Raw genomic sequence first — 19,630 nt, 5'->3', positions numbered from 1 at the left:
TGTGAGCAGCTGCCGTTAAATCTTTAACTTATCGCCGACCAGCCCCTTAACTGTACCTAAAATATCAGCAGGTAGTACCACCATTTTAGCGTTATCTGACTCTGACAGCTCACGCATTGCCTTGATATACTGCTCACCGAGTAGATAGACGATAGGCATCTCTTCCTCACCGACCACATTGGTGATAAGGCGGATGGCCTCTTCAGACCCTTTGGCTAAGACCACTTGCGCTTCAGCATCGCGGCGCGAGGCTTCTAGTCGACCATCGGCCTCCAAAATTGCGGCTTGTTTCTGACCATCAGCGCGGGTAACTGTCGCTCGGCGTTGCCGCTCGGCTGCCGCCTGTTCCTCCATCGCCATCTGCATGGTTGCTGACGGGTTGATATCTTGAATCTCTACTGTCTTTAGCGTAATGCCCCAGTCTGAGATGTCCTCTGAGATAGCTTGCTTAAGTAATGCTTTGATCTGATCTCGACTTGAGAGGGCGTTGTCCAGATCCATCTCACCGATGATCGAGCGCAGAGAGGTCTGAACTAGATTACGGATACCATACTCATAGTCCTCAATACCGTAAACTGCTTTATCCGGCCGGACGATATTAATATACGCAACCGCATTGGCAATAATCACGACGTTATCGCGGGTAATAACTTCTTGAGACGGAATATCTAGTACAATATCTTTAGTCGTTACTTTATAGGCAACATTATCCACATAAGGGATAATAATATTCAGCCCTGGCTCTAAGGTCTGGCTGTATTTACCAAGGCGCTGAACGATCCATTTATAGCCTTGCGGAACGATTCTTACCCCTTTAAACACGGTGAATACCACCAGCGCTATTAACACTAACATGACAATACTAAAACTTCCCATAATCTGCCCCTACTGATTTTTATTATTCTGAGTCAAGCTCAGCTCTGCCATAGTTTTGGCACGACTAACGACCAGCTCATTACCGACAATATCGGTCACTATAACCCGATCTCCGATATCGACCTCTTCTCCGCGGGTACGGCAACGCCACTCGTCCGCACCGACAATGGGCACATTAAAGCGTACAGTACCCACCTGATCAGGACGCGGCTTGACGACAATCATGCCAATCTCCCCGACGATCACTGCCCCGCCAAGGCCAGCTTTGGTACGGTCTACCGATAATGGCTTAATATACTTAAACCAAGCAAAAACAAACACCGCAGACAGTATGAGCCAGATAAGAATCTCGGCAAACAAAGAAAGGGGTAGCAGCCAAGCTAAAGCAGCGACAATAATCGCAGCAAGGCCAAACCATAGACTTGCAAATGTTGGAATGAACATCTCTGCGATAACCAACACCATTCCTAGTACCAACCAGTGCCATGGTTCAATGATCATTTGACTCTCCCCATTCGTGCTTTATTAGACTATAAATCAATACTAGTATAGGCAATTCCTTATGCTAATGATTGACTGGCATAATCATTATAAAAGCTAATAACTGCCTAATTAATGTAGCATAATTTGACCACAATTATTTTAACCAAAAAAAACGGCTGCAATTGCAACCGTCTTTTGTTATTCATATATAGTCATTAATAGACAATATTAGAATTTAAGATGAGCACCAAGACTGATTAGATCAGCGTCACTACCTACTTTTGAGTATTCAGCTTCGATACCAACGTTAGCGCTAGGAGCAAATCCGATACCAACGCCACCAGCAATGCCAGTTGAGCTTGAATCTACTGATGCTCTAGATACGTTTCTGTCGCCTACTTTTACTGGAGTAGTTGCTGCTTCAACATCAGTTTTGGCAACACCTAGCTTACCTTTAGCGTATAAGCCACTCATATTAGGAAGGTAATAACGGTAAGTACCATAAGCACCATACGTTTTTACATCACCTTCACCGGTGCTAGTAACACCATTTTTGGTATAAGTGTAATCTGAATCGTCAGATCCTAGATATTCAACTTCAACACCAACATTAGGATCAAAGTTGTAACCACCATAGACACCGTATGCAGTAGACTTATCTAATGAGCCTAGATCAGTATCAGCATCAATCTGACCAACTTTAACACCTACATAAGGCTGACCTGCATAACTTACAGCAGCTTGAGCGCTTACGCTTAGTAATGAACCAGTTGCTAGAGCGATTAGAGTTTTTTGTAAAGTATTCATCGTTATCTCCTTAAGTAAATTATACAAGCAGTCTGATTAAGCGATTTCTAATTAAAGCGTTCTAATAAGAAGTTACTTATAAATAACTGCTTAATTTCGTTGCTTGTTAACGATGAATTCATAGTAACAAAATATTTCGAGCACTCTGTCAGTGTTTGATAGGTTGGGCGTTAAGTTTTGCAATTGTTTATGGTTTGAATAGTTACAAAGACGGGCTTATGAAATTAAGTGTTACATTTACCGCGTTATTGTGCAATTACGCAACAATCATAGGTTAAGTCTTTATCAATCGCTGGTTAAATTGCTATCCATTGGCTAAATATAAAGAGGATCTTTATAAAGGCAGGCATTAGCAATATATAATAAGCTACTTCATTAGTGATTTTAGCTCACGGACGCGCTACTCTCTAATTTTTATTCACTTCCTTTTGATTGAGCCTCGACCATGACTGCTCTAGATGATTATCAAGACCAACTGACCGAGCTAAGCCGAGCCGACCAGCAGCGAGCTATACCGCCACTGCACCATGACGGTCGCTATATAGTCGCCAATCAACAGCGGCTTATTAACGTCTCATCCAATGACTATCTAGGTCTGGCGGCCGATAATCAATTAATAGACGAGTTTTGGCAGACTACTGACGTCAATAGCATAAGATTTAGCGCCTCGTCATCCAGATTATTAACCGGCAATAATGAGCAGACCGACGGCTTAGAGCAAGACCTTGTCCACTGGTTTCATTTAGCCGTATCAGCGAACGGCTCTATTTCTTCTTTATCCTGCCCGCGCGCAGCATTGGTCTTTAATAGTGGTTATCATGCCAATGTTGGCTTACTACCTGCCCTCACAAAGCTACCTTTAAAGACGCTTATCTTGGCGGATAAGCTGGTGCATGCCAGTATTATAGAAGGAATTCAATTAAGCCGCTGCGATTATAAGCGTTATCGCCATAACGACCATCATCATTTGCGCCAATTACTTGCTAAAGCCAATGAGGATTATGAGCGCATTATTATCGTTACCGAAAGTCTGTTTAGTATGGATGGCGACTTTGCAGACTTAAAAGACTTAGTGACTATCAAGCGTAGCGACGAGCGTATTGAGCTGTATGTGGACGAGGCTCATGCTGTCGGCGCTATCGGGCATTTTGGTCTTGGCCTAGCAGAACAAACGGCTACGCTGACAGATATCGATTATCTCATTGGCACTTTTGGTAAGGCCATGGCTTCAATGGGTGCTTATGTGCTCTGCCACCCTACCGTAAGATTGTGGCTCATCAATACCATGCGCCCGCTCATCTATAGTACGGCGCTGCCCCCAATCAACCATGCTTGGAGCCGATTTATATTGTCTAAGATGCCGCTTTACACCTACAAGCGCGCGCGACTAGCCAGACTCTCAGCAGCTCTAAAAGAGGCTATCAACCAAATTAGCTCGAATGACTGCCCATCAGACTCACACATTGTGCCTTATATCTTGGGCAGTAATGCTGCCGCAGTCAATAAAGCGACTGAGCTACGTGAAGCTGGGTTTTATGCCTTACCTATCCGGCCACCTACTGTACCCAAAGGTAGCGCACGGATTCGTCTGGTATTAAATGCAGCTATTGATGATGGCGAGCATCAAGCATTGATAGCCGCACTTTAATAGTAATACTTTACCAACCCACGCAAAAGACCATGGTACAGCGCCATGGTAAGGATACTACTCTGAAACCCGGTCTTAGCCCTCGAAAGCGTCTTATTGCCACCCGCTTTGCCCGTGCCCAGCACTATGATAAACACGCCGCTATTCAAAAAGAGATCTGTCAACGCTTGACAGCGTTAATCATGACGCCCAAGCAGCAGAGTGTCTTGGAGATTGGCGCTGGTAGTGGCCAGCTTACCCGCATGCTCGCACAATCCATCCAGTCAGAGTGCTGGATTATTAATGAGCTGTGTCAAGTTCATAGCGATATTTTGCAGCAGATAATCCCTGCTGCCACGGTCTATATCGGCGATGGTGAAGTCACAGATTATGAGTCCAGCGCCTTAGGGCGCGGCCACAGTCTAATAGTGAGTGCCAACGCTATTCAATGGTTTGATCAGCCATTAGATTTTATCACTCAAGCTGCACATCAACTACGTCGTGGCGGTCAGCTGCTATTTAGTACCTTTACCCCGCAGCACTTTCATGAGGTAAAATCATTGACAGGCCAAGGACTAGATTATCCCTGCGCTGAGCAGTGGCAAGCCGCCTTGCATCAAGCTGGCTTTCAGGTACTTCACTGCCTTCCTCATAGGCGTACGCTCAGCTTTACAGCGCCGTATGAAGTGCTACGCCACCTTAAGAATACCGGTGTTACTGCCTCGGCTGTGTCCCCTACATCCCAACAAAGAGATAAAAACTTTTGGAATAAAAGTCGACTGGCGAGATTCGATCAACAATATCGCCAACGGTTTAGTTACCCTAATGACGATAAAGCTGACAATATAGGTGGTAATACAGATAGCGTGTCTCTGACCTACGAAGCACTCATCATCAGCGCCGTAAAGCCTTAGCTAAATTTATCGTTAACTTTAGACCAAAAAAGCCGCCCCTATCTCTATAGGAGCGGCTTTATTATCACGACTTAACTTTTAACTTAGCCCAAAAGGATTTTAACCTAGGCTAGCAAGTCATTAGTTACTTGTCGTCGTCTTTTACTTCAGTAAACTCAGCATCTACCACATCATCGTCTGCGCCATTGGCAGTAGTGCCTTGATCAGCGCCTTGCTGCTGGAACTGGCTTGGATCAACACCTTCAGCGCCGCCAGCGGCACCTGCTTCAGCGTAGATCTTCTGACTGATTGGCAAGAATGCGTTGTCTAGTGCTTCAAGCTTGGCTTTGATGTCGTCATGGTCATCTTCTTTCGCTGCAGTTTCAAGCTCAGAGATGGCAGACTCTACTGTGCTCTTCTCCTCATCAGTGACCTTATCACCTGCCTCTTTAATGGCTTTTTGAATCGCATGGATTCGGCCATCAGCTTCGTTACGCACTTGCGCTAGGGCTGCGAATTTCTCGTCTTCAGCCGCATTAGCTTCAGCGTCACGGACCATTTGTTCGACTTCTTCATCTGACAAGCCAGAGTCTGCTTTGATTTGGATACTTTGTGCTTTACCAGTACCTTTATCTTTGGCAGAGATGTTCATGATACCATCAGCATTAATATCGAAGGTCACTTCGATCTGTGGTAGACCACGTGGTGCTGGTGGAATGTCCGTCAAGTCAAAACGACCAAGCAATTTGTTTTGGGAAGCAACTTTACGCTCACCTTGATAGACCTGAATGGTTACGGCAGGCTGATTGTCTTCAGCGGTTGAGAACACCTGCGACTTTTTGGTCGGGATCATGGTGTTTTTCTCAATGATCGGTGTCATTACGCCGCCCATAGTCTCAATACCTAGGGTTAGCGGAGTCACATCAAGTAGCAATACGTCAGTTTTGTCACCAGACAATACCGCACCTTGAATCGCCGCACCAACAGCTACCGCTTCATCAGGGTTCACGTCTTTACGTGGCTCTTGACCAAAGAACTCTTCAACTTTTTTCTGAACCAATGGCATACGAGTCTGACCACCGACCAAGATGACATCATCGATATCGTCTTTTTTCAGGCCAGCATCTTCAAGAGCGATTTTGCAAGGCTCCATAGTGCGCTGTACTAGCGCTTCAGTTAATGCTTCTAGCTTAGAGCGGCTGATAGTAACCACCAAATGCTTAGGACCTGAACTGTCTGCAGTGATATAAGGCAGGTTCACTTCAGTACTTTGCGCACTTGATAGCTCAATTTTGGCTTTTTCAGCAGCTTCTTTTAGACGCTGCATCGCTAGCGCGTCACCTTTTAGGTTGAAATCTTGCTCTTTTTTGAACTCGTCAACCAAGAACTCAATCAATGCTGAGTCAAAGTCTTCACCACCAAGGAAAGTATCACCGTTGGTAGACAGTACTTCGAACTGCTGCTCACCATCAACGTCAGCGATTTCGATGATTGACACGTCAAAGGTACCACCACCTAAGTCATAGACAGCAATAGTACGATCGCCTTGCTTTTTGTCCATACCATAGGCAAGGGCAGCAGCGGTTGGCTCATTGATGATACGTTTTACATTTAGACCAGCGATTTTACCTGCATCTTTAGTTGCCTGACGCTGTGAGTCATTAAAGTAAGCAGGTACGGTAACTACCGCATCAGTGACGCTCTCACCCAGATAGTCTTCAGCTGTTTTCTTCATTTTTTGTAGGATTTCAGCTGAAATCTGCGGCGGTGCCATTTTTTTGCCGTTAATTTCTACCCAAGCATCGCCATTGTCTGCTTTGACGATTTTGTACGGTACCATACCAACGTCTTTTTGAACCACTTTGTCATCGAAGCGGCGACCGATTAGACGCTTAATAGCAAATAAAGTGTTGTTAGGGTTAGTGACCGCCTGACGCTTAGCAGACTGACCGACTAGTGTCTCACCGTCTTTATAGGCGATGATAGAAGGAGTAGTGCGCGTACCTTCAGCATTTTCAATAACTTTTACGTTGTCACCTTCCATTACAGCGACACAGGAGTTGGTCGTACCAAGGTCAATACCGATTGTCTTAGCCATATATTATTACTCCAATTTTTGATTACTATTTAAATTATTAAATATTCATGCAAGGCATGAGTTGTTTCGGTAATAAAGGTATCGTCAACTTGCCGTGTTTCACAAGATGTATCCACAACATGGTTAACGCCCTCGTTTGTTATTTATTTATATCGGTTTAAAAGGTGGATTTTTCAAGACATAACCTGAGTAAATCCTGCCTTTTATGTGATTTTTTTGTTATTACCGTGCTTAAAAACTAACTACTGACCCACTCGAACCATGGCTGGGCGCAGTAAGCGGCCATTTAGAGTATAGCCTTTTTGTAAAACTTCACCGACGGTATCGGCAGCAGCGTCAGGATCAATACCTACCGCCTCATGAAAATCAGCATTAAATTTCTCACCTTCTGGATTGACGACTTCAACACCTTGTTTATTCAAGACATTTAAGAAGGTTTTGTGCGTAAGCTTGACGCCTTCCATAATAGCATCGTCCGCGTCGTCATCTTGTTGCACACTGATAATAGCGCGCTCTAGATTATCGACCACTTCTAGCAGCTCTTTGGCGAACTTTTGTAGCGCAAACTTGCGACTTTTTTCAGTCTCCTGCTCCATACGCTTTTGCGCGTTATAAGCATCCGCATTAGCGCGAGCTTGACCTTCTTTGGCTGATTTCACTTCACCTTCAAGCTCAGCAATTCGAGCTTCATAGGCGCTTAAGTCGATCTCATTATCGATCGTGGTTTTTTCGCCGTTATTTTGCGTAGGATCAAACTCTTCGAGGGTCTGCTCAAGCACTGTGCCCTCACGCTCTATATTGCTTTGTGCCGCTTTTGGGTTCTCGGTATCAAACTGATGATTGGGCTGATTTTGTGAAGGTTGTTCGCTCATGATTACTCCTGTTGAATGAATACTAATTATATAAGGCAAACTTTAGCGGTGAAAAACAACCCTACGTAAGGTAGCTACTGCTATTCACCACGTAGATTTTATAGGCGCTGTCATATATGGGTTGTGTCATAGCGTAATACAAAGCGCAACCTGTACTGCTGTACCAAGCAATGTACTGCTATTAACAATAAAAAATCTATCCAAATAATGCTAGCACTGACTTAGCATTGCTAATCTGCGCTTTTGGCTCGCTATGTACGCTTCTATCTCGTTAAATGATTGATAAAGGTCATCAGGCAATATTTCAAGCCTTGATTCAGAGTATTTGTTAGCATTTTGGTAATGTTTTGCCATTTAACATCCTATTGACCAAAGTAATCATCAATATAGATAGCCACACTATATTATTTTATTGACCCACTCCTTTAAGTTATTGATACAACTTTTATTGATATATAGCTATGTTATTCGTGGCTTCGCTAGTTGCTATTTATAATCACACGTATCGTCTTATAATCACACGTATCATCACCTCAGACAGCTTTAGCACTTAAAGCACCACCTGGACTACACTATCAACGGTGCGCCGCATGGATTTTTGCATTTTATGAGCGCTCATAGAGATAGGCAGCAAGAAGTTAGGGACATTATTGATGCCTTTTATCGCTTGGTGCAGCCGCTTCTTATTATCAACCTGTCAACCCCCCTATAAAAAGTAAAATCATTACGGGAGCGTGGTCCGAAACTACCACTGAGTAAACACAGAAAAACTCAAAAAACGATTAAATGGCTAATTTGCTGATAAAGAGACTATCGGTACGCCACTGATTTTGCTATGGTAATAAAGCTACTGCACTATTACGCTTAAAACCTTACTACATCAAGGGTTTAGTCTATATTGATGACTTATTTAAAGCTGATATTTGGGCTTGAAGCTTAGTTTGATTAGCAATTTAAGCGCTCAAATCGTCCCTAAACAAATAAAGATTTATAGCTAATAATCAGTGGTGGTGACTGATATAAATTGATTAGAGCGTTGCTCTTAATATCAATAGACATAACATCGTAAATCACTGGATGTTATTAGAAGTCACTGGATTAAGATAAATTAACTCAAGGCTAAGATATAAGCCTTTTATAACTTTAAGGATAGACCAATATGGCACAAACTAAATACGACCACGCTATTGATAGTAAAGATGCCGCTGACCAGCTGGTAGAAAAGACCAGCAATATTCAGGGGGTAAAGTGGGTAAACGTAAATGTAGGTAGCTCCATTGTCGTGACCCATGACGACAGTTATGATGAAGAGGCCTTTAAAGCAGCAGCAGGCATTTAAAGCATAAATGCACTAAGGGCTACAGAGATTTTAGAGACTGTCATCAGTCTCTAGCTCTCACTTGTACCAAACCTCAAAAAGCCGATACTTAATCGGCTTTTTGAGGTTTGGTGTTTTACTGATGTCTCTTACTGATGTTATGGCTTGACTACCAAGCAGATTAGGAGATGAGAAGGTTTCTTTAGAATAAAGCGATTTAAATCTAGAGTGGGCCACAGTTAGCTTAAAAAACTTAATTAGTCCCCCAATCGCTTCAGCCACGTTATAACGACAGCAAGTAATTATTTACCCGTCAGTGCTATCAAGTACCCGTAGACTATTAGCAACGCTGTTAATCTATCCCTTGCCTAACTGTGCATTGCGGCAGCTATAAGCATCGTGGGAGCATGGGAGCTAGCTGGCGGGTTGTAGAGTAATTAGCCAAATCTCTGAGCGTGTACCCAATCTAAAAGGGACGCTACCGATACCAAAGCCTGACGACACCACAAATTGGGTATCGTTGATTATCTTACTCCCTGAAGCTAGCGGCCGAGTCAAGCGCATAATAGTCGTTAGCGGAAATATCTGACCACCATGGGTATGCCCTGACATGTGCAAATCGATCGGCAACTTACTGATCGCTTCAATTTGTGATGGGCGGTGCTCCAAAAATATTACCGGCTTATCTGCCTCAGCCCCTTCATCCGCTTTAGTTTTGGCCAGTAATGCCTCTGCCGACAGTCTGGTTCGGTCACTATCATCGGGCCTCCCCACCAGCCATACAGCCCCATCTAATAGTAGCGCCTCATCATCTAGCACTTTAACCCCTGCCTTGGTGACTTCTCTAGCAATCTCATCTTGATACCCTAGATAATCATGATTGCCCAGTACGGCATAGACGCCAAGCGGCGCCTCAAGCTTGGAGAAGCGCGCTTGCATATTAGTCTTGTCATAATAGATTGTCGTGTCATCCATGATATCGCCTGCCAGCAGCACGACATCTGGCTGCGACTCATTAATTAGTGCCAGTAAGTTGTCTATCTGCCGATTGCCAAACCATTTGCCTAGATGGGTGTCCGACACCAAGGCTATGGTCATAGGCTTAGCCAACGGCTTATTGGTACTGACGGTAAGCCGCTTCACCACAGGAGAATATGCATTAAATACAGCGAGTCCAGCGATGCTCACGTATATGGCTAAAGCTATTAGCCGAGCAAGCTTAGGCCGTACAGGCTGTCTGAGTAGCTTGCAATAAATAAGCGCAATGATAGCAGTAAGGAGGGCTGCATAGACCATAAAGCCTTGCAAAATGCTAAATATTAGATAAATGCGGAAGCGCTCATGCCCTAAGCCATTAAAGAAATAAAATAAAACGCTATTGCTGATTATAAAAATGCTACCTACTAAGATAACTTTACTGACAGTCTTGTTTGGTTGACAAAACCACCAAAGGATGACGGTAGTGACGAGGGCGAGCAGCTGGGTAAGAAGAAATAATAACCACATGGTTTAAGGATCGTCATTAGGTAGGTAGCACCATCTTAGATCACAATCTCTCTTATTGCTGGATAGCCAAGTGAATTTCACTAATTTTTCATAAGGTTTGCATTCGAAATATTCACGCGTTTCGTATTCTTATCGCCGTTAGGTTGCCGTATCTACACAGGGCGGCCGTATCTATACAGGATACAGGAGAGCTATTGGATGACTATTCGTTGGAGATTTTGGACATTTTGGGTGGGTATAAATGCGATTACTAGCTTTATTTAGACCACTATATTGCTCCCATCGTCGCTAGCAAGTATCGGCGGCATCCTAGTTGGCGTTGCTATTTTTATCCTATTTATGGGTGGCTAGATTTAATCAATATAAAGATGCTCAGACTCCGTGACGCTATGCTCAAAGGCGTCTATATCAAATCAGCGTTACAACTGCTCATAGTGCCAGAGATTTGGGCCGGCATGGCAGCTACCTTTATAACCAAAGAATGGTTAAAGATCAGTGAATACCATGACCCTTTTTTATCTAGCTTCTTTAGCACTCTTTTTACGGGTAGTTTTTTATCTGTGCTAGTAGCACTCATTACGCTAGTTACCGTCTGTTGCTTAAAGAAAAATTCATTGAACAATCTGATGCTCATCTCCCTAAAATCAAGACGCCGCTAATCAACGCTTTGCCGGATTCACATTGCAAACGCCATCCTTACAATGCTTCATCACTGTTTGTCCGTAAATGAGCTGGGTCACCCAGTTCGGAATGCGGTAGCGATTGCGCGCGACAAAGGGATAAGCGACGTCGCCGAGTTGTTTTACCACAGGCAAATAAAGCCACTTAGCCCAAGCTACGCCGCCAGTTGTGTACAACTGCCTGACCGCATCCATATGCGTATACCAGTTGCCGTCGCCACCTCGTACGCAAAGATAAGTCATGGCCTCAGCACGGCTAAAGCCAGCCGCCGTTAGCTCATCAATACCCTCATCCACTGGCATTAAGCGAATACCACTTGGATTGCGTGCTTGCATATTTTGCGCTTCGGTACTGCACACGACGCAGGCAGCGTCAAAGTACATAGTGATAGGTGCGGTAGTACGAATAGTCATTGCTTATCTCCTAAGGTTATCATTTAAAAAGCATGGGGTTGTCGGCTTAATTTGCTGACAGGCGGTACTACAGGCTGCTGCGTCCACTGCGGCGCTTCTGCATCTAAGCGCTTGGCAAGCTCTGGCAGATGATTGGTGGGGACAGCAGGGAACAGGTGGTGTTCGATGTGATACAGCAGATTGAAGGTCAATAAGTTAATCAGTGGGTGGCGCTCACTTCTAGCATACACCACCTCGTCACAACCGTGATGCACACTCCAAACCGCAAAGAATCCGACCAGCATATTCGCCACTATCATCACTAGCACATGATAGAGGAGCACAGGATGTCGAGTACTAAGTGCTGCCAAGATCACTGTTACGATGAGCAGCATATCGACGATTACCAACAAACGACTACGCCGACTGCCATGAGTAAGACCAAACCATTGAATGGCAATAGAGAAAAAGCCACCACCTAGGATAGCTTGATACCAAGGCAAGCGCGCCCAATTGCCCTCGACATCACTATCACCAAGTGGGTCGCGGTGATGGTTGAGATGAGTTTGGCGAATCGCATGGGTACTACACAGCATGGTGACACTCAATGCAAATAGCATGAATTCAGTGACACCTTTACTCACTCCAAGCGTTCGATGATAGCAATCGTGCGCTTGCCTTAACGCCGCAGTAAAAAAGAAAAATGAAGCAATTAAAGCTATTAGCCACCAGCTTTGCAGTGCCGAATACCATGACAATAACAAAAATGGAAAGGACAGCACCACGTTATAAGTGGCTTCAACTGGCGTTAGTGCGCGTAGATCTTGCCACTGGATATTGGTGAGCGAAGGATGCTGCATGATGTGCTCCTTAATAGGTGGTAAACCCTACATAGTTAGCAAGCCGTGAAAAGAGAGCTAGAGCCCTACTTCAATACAATCAATGTTATTTTATTTCTGTCAAAACTGAAGTTTATAAAGCTATTTTTCCTATAAAACATTGCTTCTATAAAACATTGCTCCTGTGAAACTTTATCCCTATAAAATTATGTGGATCATCTATTTATGAAGGATTGATAGCCTAAAGGGGAGCGCCCTAATAACTCAGTAAATTTTTGATTACTGGCTATTGAGCCTTCTGTTAGTAAGGTCAAGCTATCTAGGCTAATCATATTGTCGGTGCAGCAACTGAGTATGGTAACGCCCACTTTAGCGACATTCATCGGCACTGATAATACCGTCAGAGTACGCTGCTGATAGATGTTTTGCCGTAGCATACGGATATATTGCGCGACCGTACATACCTCTGCTCCAGTAAAGGGAATCGTGGTCGCTGCTGCATTAAAGGCCGAGCCGAGAGCTAGATTGGTTAGACCTTGTGCCACATCATCGACATGCACGGGTTGAATGCTATAGCCGCCAGCTTTTGGCATGGCCAATACGGGTAAGCGAGCAAGCTTGATAAATAACTCACAGCTGGCACCGCCGCGACCAAATACAAGGGATGGTCGAACCACACTGACCTGAAAGTTATCATCTGCTAACTGGCCTAATGCCGCATCTCCGCGACCTTTACTGCCGACAAAGGCGACCTTGTGACTGGCCGCCGCACCCAAAGCCGATAGATTGATCCAGTGACTAACGCCAGCCTGCTTAGCGAGTGCGGCAATCTGCCGCGGTGCGTGATGATGAACCTGCTCTAGCAATGTATTATTCTGACTCATAATGCCCACCATATTGATAATCACATCGACACCTTGAAGTAATGAGGCGATACTAGACATATCTAGATTAGTGAAGTCAATTTGCTGGCGCTGTGGCAGGCGCAATAGCCCGCCTGCTGCAGCTAAGCGTAGCCTTACCTGCTGACCTATAAATCCCGAGCTGCCTAGCAATAATATCGTTTTGCTGGTTTTGCTGGTTTTGCTACTAGCAGTCACACCCATTACTCCTTCATAAATATTACATTGGCTTTATGACCATTAAGAAGAAAATCATAATCACGGCGCTAAATGCAGGGTAGCCGAGTAACTCCCAACGCCGCGCCAATTGCCAGTAGCGACTTGGTAGCTCGGAAGCCTCACTATCTAGCGTCTCGGCAGCAATATTTCGCATCTTTATTTGCCAGACCACTACGGGTAACCAACAAAGTCCAGCAAAGACAAACAAAGCAAAGGAGAGCCAAATCCAAGTGGCAGTAAGGGGCATCTGAATATAGTTGGCTAGCCATAACCCTGATAATGGCTGAAATACTACAGCAGGGGTCGTGAACCACCAATCAGCCTTGCACACCCATTTACTCACCACCGACTGGGCGGGAATACTGCCACTACGGTTGGTGACAAATAAATAGAACGCCGTTCCCAATCCCGTTCCCATAATTAAAGTGGCAGATAGAATATGTAAGGTCTTAATAATGAGATAGAGTGTCATAAACTATTGCCTCCTAGTGCTATTCGATCCGATCGAGCTATGACGCATAAACGAGTCACTCGATTTACTATTTAGTTCGCAGTATTTTTATTCATAAATTTCAGTACAAATAGAAATTAATAGTTAAAAATTAATAGTTAAATAAATGCACTTGATACAAATAAAATAGTAATGCCATGATGGGAATGTTCTTAATCAAAGGCGCAAAAGGATGTATCCAGTTCTCTGGTAATGCCACACCAACAATAATGCTATAACCTGCTACCACAAAAAACTGTAATAACCATAGCCAAGCACGGTTGGATTTCCTTGTCAAAATCAGTAGGCCCAACGTGACGTCTAATATAGCTGCTACTATAAATAGTGGCACTCTATAAGGCGTCGCTACTCCTAATCGCATCAACATCTCAAGTGAAGGTACTGGTGCGAACAATACGGGAACAATGCCACTGTATAACCATAGCGTTGCTACACTGAGGTATAAATAGTTGGGAGGTTTTGGTAATAGCATAGCGCTGCCTCGACTGTCTACATTGATAACCTGCCAGTACTGTAATAGCTATCCTAGTTAGTTATAGCCATTGCTCTATAGATTTTATTTATTTCTATCAATAATGAAGTGTTATGGTAAAAAACAAGTCAATACTTAAAAAGTGCTATGAGTCCATTGATAACGCAGCGCTTATACCATCAAGTACTGCGAAGATTATGGTGACCCTACGTGATAAATAAGGGCTACTTGATAGCGTTGTCTCGGTCTTGTGATAACCGTAATCAGTGCTGATTTAGCTGTTTTTTATCAGCCCTTATTGACTACTAACTTTTACAGTTAACCTGTATATCAAACTATACAATTACGGACACTTTATATTGTTTCACGTGGAACAAATGTGTTTATTGACTCTCACTCATAGTTGCCTGATGCTAGTTTAGATTGGTCAATCATAACTTATTAATTAGTGTTTCACATGAAACAAAGCATTCATCGATCAGTAAAATCCCTCTATTCTACTCACTGTTCCTCAAGTGCTTCTTTAATTGTTGGTTGCTCAAAGACAAACCCTGCCTTAAGAAGCGCCTGCGGAAGCACCTTTTGACCATCGATTAGCAATGTCGACATCTCACCGAACATCAGCTTTAGTACAGGACTGGGCATAGTCATAATTGTTGGCCGATGAAGCCAGCTGCCTACCGCCTTGGTAAAAGTGGCATTGGTTATCGGATTGGGTGAGGTGAGGTTATAAACTGTCGTACTCGCAGACTCATTTTCTGCACTTGCAGATGCACTGGAGAGTTGCTGCTGAATGATAAACCATGCAGCGCGAATCCAATCTGTCCGGCTAATCCAGCTCATAATTTGCTCACCGTTACCGAGCTTGCCGCCTGCACCCATTTTAAATGGGGTCAGCAGTTTGGCCAGCATCCCGCCCTCAGGGTGGATAACGACACCAGTGCGAACGATGGCGACAGGTACGCCAAAATCTGTCGCTTTCATAGCCAATTGCTCCCAAGTAGCGCAAAGCTCGTGGGCAAAATCTGTCTTAAAGCCACTGTCTTCATTAAGCGGCATTTGTCCCTGTGCTCCGTACCAGCCAATTGCAGAACCGCTCACCAATAGCTTAGGATTCACCTCTACACGAGCGATATAGTCAAGAATTGCTTGCGTAGGTTTAAGCCGACTGTCTAGTAATAGCTGCTTACGCTCATCTGACCAGCGCGAGTCTGCAATCCCAGCTCCTGCCAAGTTAACAATGACATCGAATTTAAGCGCTGTCGTTTGTAACTCGTCATAGCTCATCATCGCAACATAATCAGGATGATCTTGACTGGCATCACGGGTGAGCCAAGTAATATGAACAGGCATTCCAGTATTTGACTGCAGCCAGTCACTAAAAGCACTGCCTAAAAATCCGCTACCACCACTTATTAAGATGTTCATAAGTCATTCCTTGTTTGATTCTAGCCATTAAAATAATGTATTCCGTTATAAATATCGTGGACTCTTTTCTAGTCGTTGTCAAAGCTCGTTTTAGGCACTAGTGCCCTGCAAATATAGAGGAATCAAGCTTTAAACCCATTGCTGTGAATATTAGATCTAGCACTGACTTAAACACTTGGCGGCTATCCAGCCGAATGAATCAGTGATTTAGGTAAAGAAAATAAACCAGTAAGTAGGGCGCTTAGCGCACCCAATACTACGCTCGCAACTAATATGGCAGCATAATTTGGTCCAACATGACCCCAAATCACAAATAAGGCGGCATAAATAATAGTGATCAATGCTCCTAGAATAGCTACGCAGCCCAAACCTTTATAACTGCGCTTCAGCTTAAAATATGCTGCTCCAATTCCTGTCAGTAGCGCCGGAATCAGACCTAAACCTAGCCCATAAATTCATGGCGATGGGAATGATGATCACAGCGGCAACATTGCCAAAAAAAATCGCTATTAGCAGCCCTATTAACCCGCCGCCGATTGGCCCACCAAAAAATAGATATTTCATAATGACACTAGACGTAGGGTAACCCTTATCATTAGTACTCTGGGGGTCTTGAACCGGCTGAGTAAAGGCTAGTTCGTCCTGAAACAATTGCATACTAGCGGCATCTGTATCGCTCAACGCATTACCTACTAAGTGATGACTATCGCGGTTGATGACCTTCATCTTGTGGCTCCATGGCGGTAGTACTATATAGAGATAAGACTAACTGCCTTGCTCCAACAACTTAAGTTTATCAAAACTTTCAATATTTTTATAAATTTCTGTTAATACTGAAACATATAAGTAAATTTTTTATTTATTTAATAGGTAGTGATTACCGTAAGAACTTTTTAATACTAGCGCCAAGCTTTAAAATACGTTTTAGAGTACTGGTCGGTAGTCTTAGCATCTCTGACGACCAGCTAGTAAGCGTGTTAACAAACTCTTCGGTCTCCCGAATTCGTGATTTTACCTCTTTATTCTCTTGATCAAATTCAGGACTGTCCATCAGCTCTTGTAAGAACCTAACGGTCGGCTCTAATTCACGCTTTTGCCGCTCGACTACAATGATTCGTGCCAACTCCCAAACATCGGTATTGGTGGTAAAGTGATCACGGCGATCGCCCAAAATAGAGACTTTTTGAACCAGTCCCCAGTTCTGAAGCTCTTTGATACTGGTCGAGACATTTGAGCGAGCCACCCCTAGGGTGTCAGTAATTTGTTCAGCATTTAACGGTTTACCAATAATATATAGTAATGCATGAATCTGCGACATAGTTCGGTTCACCCCCCATTGGGTGCCCATCTCACCCCAATGTAGGATAAACTTTTCTGTCGCTGGATTTAATTTCATGACTAAGATCTTCTTATTAATGGGTCGAACTAAAGAGTAAATATTAATAATAAATACAGTTGATACCAACCATCATGCACTATTCTTTTATTTCTGTCAATAATGAAATAACTAAAATCTACTTAATTGAATTATCACAATCATACGTTACCCCTTTATCTAATAGTCTGTCCTGTTAATGCATCACGAATCCGACTGGGCTGCGTGTAGCCTAAAGTCGGTGCATCAAGGTAGCCAATTTGCTTGCCAAAATAACCATACGCCTCATTAATGGTGGTCGCAGGTGGCTGCCCTGATGGGTTGCAGCTGGTCGAAACAATAAAGCCGAAGGGGTTGCTCTCACTAATCAACTGCGCACAAAGCTGGCGGATTAGCGGATGAGTAATAACTCGGACGGCTACTGACGGGTGCTGACCCGTGATCCATTTTGGGACAGATACCGTTAGACTAGAAGGTACGGGTAGCAGCCAAGTCTGGGCTTGCTGCAAGTCCCCCCGATGATTATCTTGCCAGCTACTCACCACTTGTGAACGCTGTGACTTTGACAGTCCGGCCAGCAACGCTGTGATGCGCTCGGCGCTATCAGTGATAACAATCATGCCTTTATCCATAGGCCGCTGCTTAATGGTCAACACCTGCATAACGGCGGCCTCACAATAAGCATCACAGCCAATACCCCAGACGCTCTCAGTAGGATAAGCCAATAAAGCCCCTTGCCTCAACATCTCGGCGGCCTCAGTAGCGGACCGAGTTATCCTACTGGCAGTAGAGTGAGTCGCGTTAATATCATTTGAAGTTGGCATAGCAGGGCTTAATAGTAAAAGCAAAATGAGTAGGATTAAGAAATGCAGTAAGCACAGTACCGGCGATTATACCCGAAAATAGCGGCCACCTTGCTGAGTAACGACGCCCAAAAGCTCTAGCTCCATCAACTGACTAAGTGCACTTGGCGTATCCAGATCCGTGGCGGCAATAAGTGCATCCAAGTCTTGACCTGACCAGTCTAACTGCGCGAAAAGCTGGGTTAAGTGTGCTGGTATATCAACTTGGCTAGTAGGGGCCGACTTAGGCAAATCGTCAAATGCCCTATTTGTTGCTTGGTCAGAAGCCGACTGCGAATTTGAAGTACCCGATACTTTAGCCAGATCTTTGGTTTGCTTTTGACGAGCTACTAAGGTGGCTGCACGGGGTGATCGCCCCTCTTGGATCTGGACATCTTCAATGATTTGATCAGGGTGATAGACTAGCGTCGCTCCCTCCCGGATCAAGTGATGACAACCTTCAGCATTGGAATTATCGATATGACTGGGAATCGCGAAAACTTGCTTGCCTTGCTCTGAGGTCAGCCTAGCTGTGATCAGCGAGCCACTCTTAACAGCGGCTTCGGTGACGACAGTGGCGAGGCTCAACCCCGCTACTAAGCGATTACGCCGAGGAAAGGTATGTTTGTTCGGCGGCGTTCCTGGCAGTAACTCTGAGATTAAGCAGCCGCCTTGGTGGATAATTTGTGCAAATAAATCGTCATGGTGTTTGGGGTAACAGACATCAATCCCCGTACCCATCACCCCAACAGTCCGGCCACAGTAGCTATCGTTGTCTACTGCCAATGCCGAAGTCTCTGCTGACGCCAACGCACCTAAATGGGCTTGTCTGTCAACGCCCATAGCAAGGCCACTAGTAATGACGTAACCTGCCTGTGCTAAATACTGCGCTAAATCAAAGGTTATTTTTAGTGCTTGTGGTGTCGGCTTTCGTGTGCCAACAATAGCAATTTGTGCTTCGTGCAGTCTGAGAAGATTACCACGGTAAAATAGTATCGGCGGCGGGTCATAAAGTTGATTTAGCCTTGCGGGGTATTCAGGCTCGCCTTTGAAGAGGATATGGTACTGACCTTTATTTAATGCCTCTTCAGTCGCGGCGGTGGCTTGTTCAGCTAAGCTGCGCTTATCAAATCGGCTCAGATGTCTATGATGAAGATTTAGCGACTGCCAATCACTGCGTGATGCAGATAACGCGGCAGTCGCTGAGCCAAAAGTATCAATAAGCTTGGCATAGGCCGATAACGAAGCGTTGACTTGATGCCATAAGATCAGAATATCACGTTGAGCCGCTGTCAAAGAAGACGATGAAGAGGGTGCCGATGAAGATATCGGTAAAGACGACGCTGCAGGGGTCAATATTCGCGATATAGGTAGCTTCATTAGCACCACTTTAATAGATTAAATTGATTTGCTCACCCAGTCTCGAGGCTATTGCTAGCCGTCTATTCTTTACAAATAGTTGTACTCTCACTTTTGCGCTATATTGTCA

At 44.4% G+C, this 19,630-nt stretch carries 19 protein-coding genes; 3 read left to right on the top strand and 16 right to left on the bottom strand.

Features of this window, described 5'->3' with window-relative positions; genetic code table 11:
- Positions 1–15: 15 nt before the first annotated feature.
- From EGV92_RS08205 to EGV92_RS08195, 3 genes are all read right to left on the bottom strand, one after another.
- A complete protein-coding gene (locus EGV92_RS08205; RefSeq protein ID WP_131668713.1) occupies positions 16–876 on the bottom strand; it encodes an SPFH domain-containing protein in 861 nt (286 codons plus the stop codon).
- 9 nt (positions 877–885) lie between these two features.
- Positions 886–1,377, bottom strand: a complete 492-nt coding sequence (locus tag EGV92_RS08200; RefSeq protein WP_131668712.1) for an NfeD family protein — start codon at positions 1,375–1,377, stop codon at positions 886–888.
- A gap of 210 nt (positions 1,378–1,587) precedes the next feature.
- On the bottom strand, positions 1,588–2,166 hold the full coding sequence (locus tag EGV92_RS08195; RefSeq protein WP_131668711.1) for a porin family protein: 579 nt from the start codon (positions 2,164–2,166) through the stop codon (positions 1,588–1,590).
- Positions 2,167–2,611: 445 nt separating this feature from the next.
- Here EGV92_RS08195 and EGV92_RS08190 point away from each other — a divergent pair, with 445 nt between their 5' ends.
- Together EGV92_RS08190 and EGV92_RS08185 are read left to right on the top strand one after the other, a co-directional pair.
- Positions 2,612–3,814 (top strand): 8-amino-7-oxononanoate synthase, encoded by a 1,203-nt coding sequence (locus EGV92_RS08190; protein ID WP_131668710.1) that lies wholly within the window; start codon positions 2,612–2,614, stop codon positions 3,812–3,814.
- 32 nt (positions 3,815–3,846) lie between these two features.
- Positions 3,847–4,707, top strand: a complete 861-nt coding sequence (locus tag EGV92_RS08185) for a methyltransferase domain-containing protein (protein WP_131668709.1) — start codon at positions 3,847–3,849, stop codon at positions 4,705–4,707.
- Positions 4,708–4,831: 124 nt separating this feature from the next.
- Here the strand turns inward: EGV92_RS08185 and dnaK are convergent, their stop codons facing one another.
- Positions 4,832–6,784 (bottom strand): molecular chaperone DnaK, encoded by a 1,953-nt coding sequence (gene dnaK / locus EGV92_RS08180; RefSeq protein WP_131668708.1) that lies wholly within the window; start codon positions 6,782–6,784, stop codon positions 4,832–4,834.
- Between the two features lie 242 nt (positions 6,785–7,026).
- Complete coding sequence (grpE, locus tag EGV92_RS08175) at positions 7,027–7,656, bottom strand: nucleotide exchange factor GrpE (protein WP_131668707.1); 630 nt, start codon at positions 7,654–7,656, stop codon at positions 7,027–7,029.
- 1,159 nt (positions 7,657–8,815) lie between these two features.
- Between grpE and EGV92_RS08170 the strand changes: the two genes are divergently transcribed.
- Positions 8,816–8,995: a hypothetical protein gene (locus tag EGV92_RS08170; protein ID WP_131668706.1), complete on the top strand. Its 180-nt coding sequence runs from the start codon at positions 8,816–8,818 to the stop codon at positions 8,993–8,995.
- 393 nt (positions 8,996–9,388) lie between these two features.
- On the opposite strand, the gene EGV92_RS08165 is transcribed toward EGV92_RS08170, so the two are convergent.
- The 11 genes from EGV92_RS08165 to dprA all read right to left on the bottom strand — a co-directional run bounded on the left by EGV92_RS08165 (position 9,389) and on the right by dprA (position 19,521).
- Entirely contained in the window at positions 9,389–10,480 is a 1,092-nt protein-coding gene (locus EGV92_RS08165) for a metallophosphoesterase (RefSeq protein ID WP_131668705.1), read from the bottom strand.
- 659 nt (positions 10,481–11,139) lie between these two features.
- Entirely contained in the window at positions 11,140–11,574 is a 435-nt protein-coding gene (locus EGV92_RS08160; RefSeq protein ID WP_131668704.1) for a thiol-disulfide oxidoreductase DCC family protein, read from the bottom strand.
- A gap of 23 nt (positions 11,575–11,597) precedes the next feature.
- Positions 11,598–12,413, bottom strand: coding sequence for a fatty acid desaturase family protein (locus EGV92_RS08155; RefSeq protein ID WP_131668703.1), 816 nt, complete (start codon positions 12,411–12,413; stop codon positions 11,598–11,600).
- Between the two features lie 194 nt (positions 12,414–12,607).
- Positions 12,608–13,492 carry a Rossmann-fold NAD(P)-binding domain-containing protein gene (locus EGV92_RS08150; RefSeq protein ID WP_131668702.1) on the bottom strand — a complete coding sequence of 295 codons (885 nt, stop codon included), beginning with the start codon at positions 13,490–13,492 and terminating at the stop codon, positions 12,608–12,610.
- Positions 13,493–13,514: 22 nt separating this feature from the next.
- Complete coding sequence (locus tag EGV92_RS08145) at positions 13,515–13,985, bottom strand: DUF2269 family protein (protein ID WP_131668701.1); 471 nt, start codon at positions 13,983–13,985, stop codon at positions 13,515–13,517.
- 130 nt (positions 13,986–14,115) lie between these two features.
- On the bottom strand, positions 14,116–14,496 hold the full coding sequence (locus EGV92_RS08140; RefSeq protein ID WP_131668700.1) for a DoxX-like family protein: 381 nt from the start codon (positions 14,494–14,496) through the stop codon (positions 14,116–14,118).
- Positions 14,497–14,997: 501 nt separating this feature from the next.
- A complete protein-coding gene (locus EGV92_RS08135; protein WP_131668699.1) occupies positions 14,998–15,924 on the bottom strand; it encodes a TIGR01777 family oxidoreductase in 927 nt (308 codons plus the stop codon).
- A gap of 390 nt (positions 15,925–16,314) precedes the next feature.
- The gene (locus tag EGV92_RS08130; protein ID WP_131668698.1) at positions 16,315–16,650 is read right to left on the bottom strand and encodes a hypothetical protein; all 336 of its coding nucleotides are present in this window, start codon (positions 16,648–16,650) and stop codon (positions 16,315–16,317) included.
- A gap of 151 nt (positions 16,651–16,801) precedes the next feature.
- On the bottom strand, positions 16,802–17,320 hold the full coding sequence (locus tag EGV92_RS08125; RefSeq protein WP_131668697.1) for a GbsR/MarR family transcriptional regulator: 519 nt from the start codon (positions 17,318–17,320) through the stop codon (positions 16,802–16,804).
- A 155-nt stretch (positions 17,321–17,475) separates the two neighbouring features.
- Positions 17,476–18,123: an L-threonylcarbamoyladenylate synthase gene (locus EGV92_RS08120; protein ID WP_131668696.1), complete on the bottom strand. Its 648-nt coding sequence runs from the start codon at positions 18,121–18,123 to the stop codon at positions 17,476–17,478.
- A gap of 66 nt (positions 18,124–18,189) precedes the next feature.
- Entirely contained in the window at positions 18,190–19,521 is a 1,332-nt protein-coding gene (gene dprA / locus EGV92_RS08115; protein WP_131668695.1) for a DNA-processing protein DprA, read from the bottom strand.
- Between the last annotated feature and the right edge of the window lie 109 nt (positions 19,522–19,630).

Source organism: Psychrobacter pygoscelis (assembly GCF_004335015.1).
GTDB classification, from domain to species: Bacteria; Pseudomonadota; Gammaproteobacteria; order Pseudomonadales; family Moraxellaceae; genus Psychrobacter; species Psychrobacter pygoscelis.
This window is presented reverse-complemented; position numbering and strand designations above follow the sequence as displayed.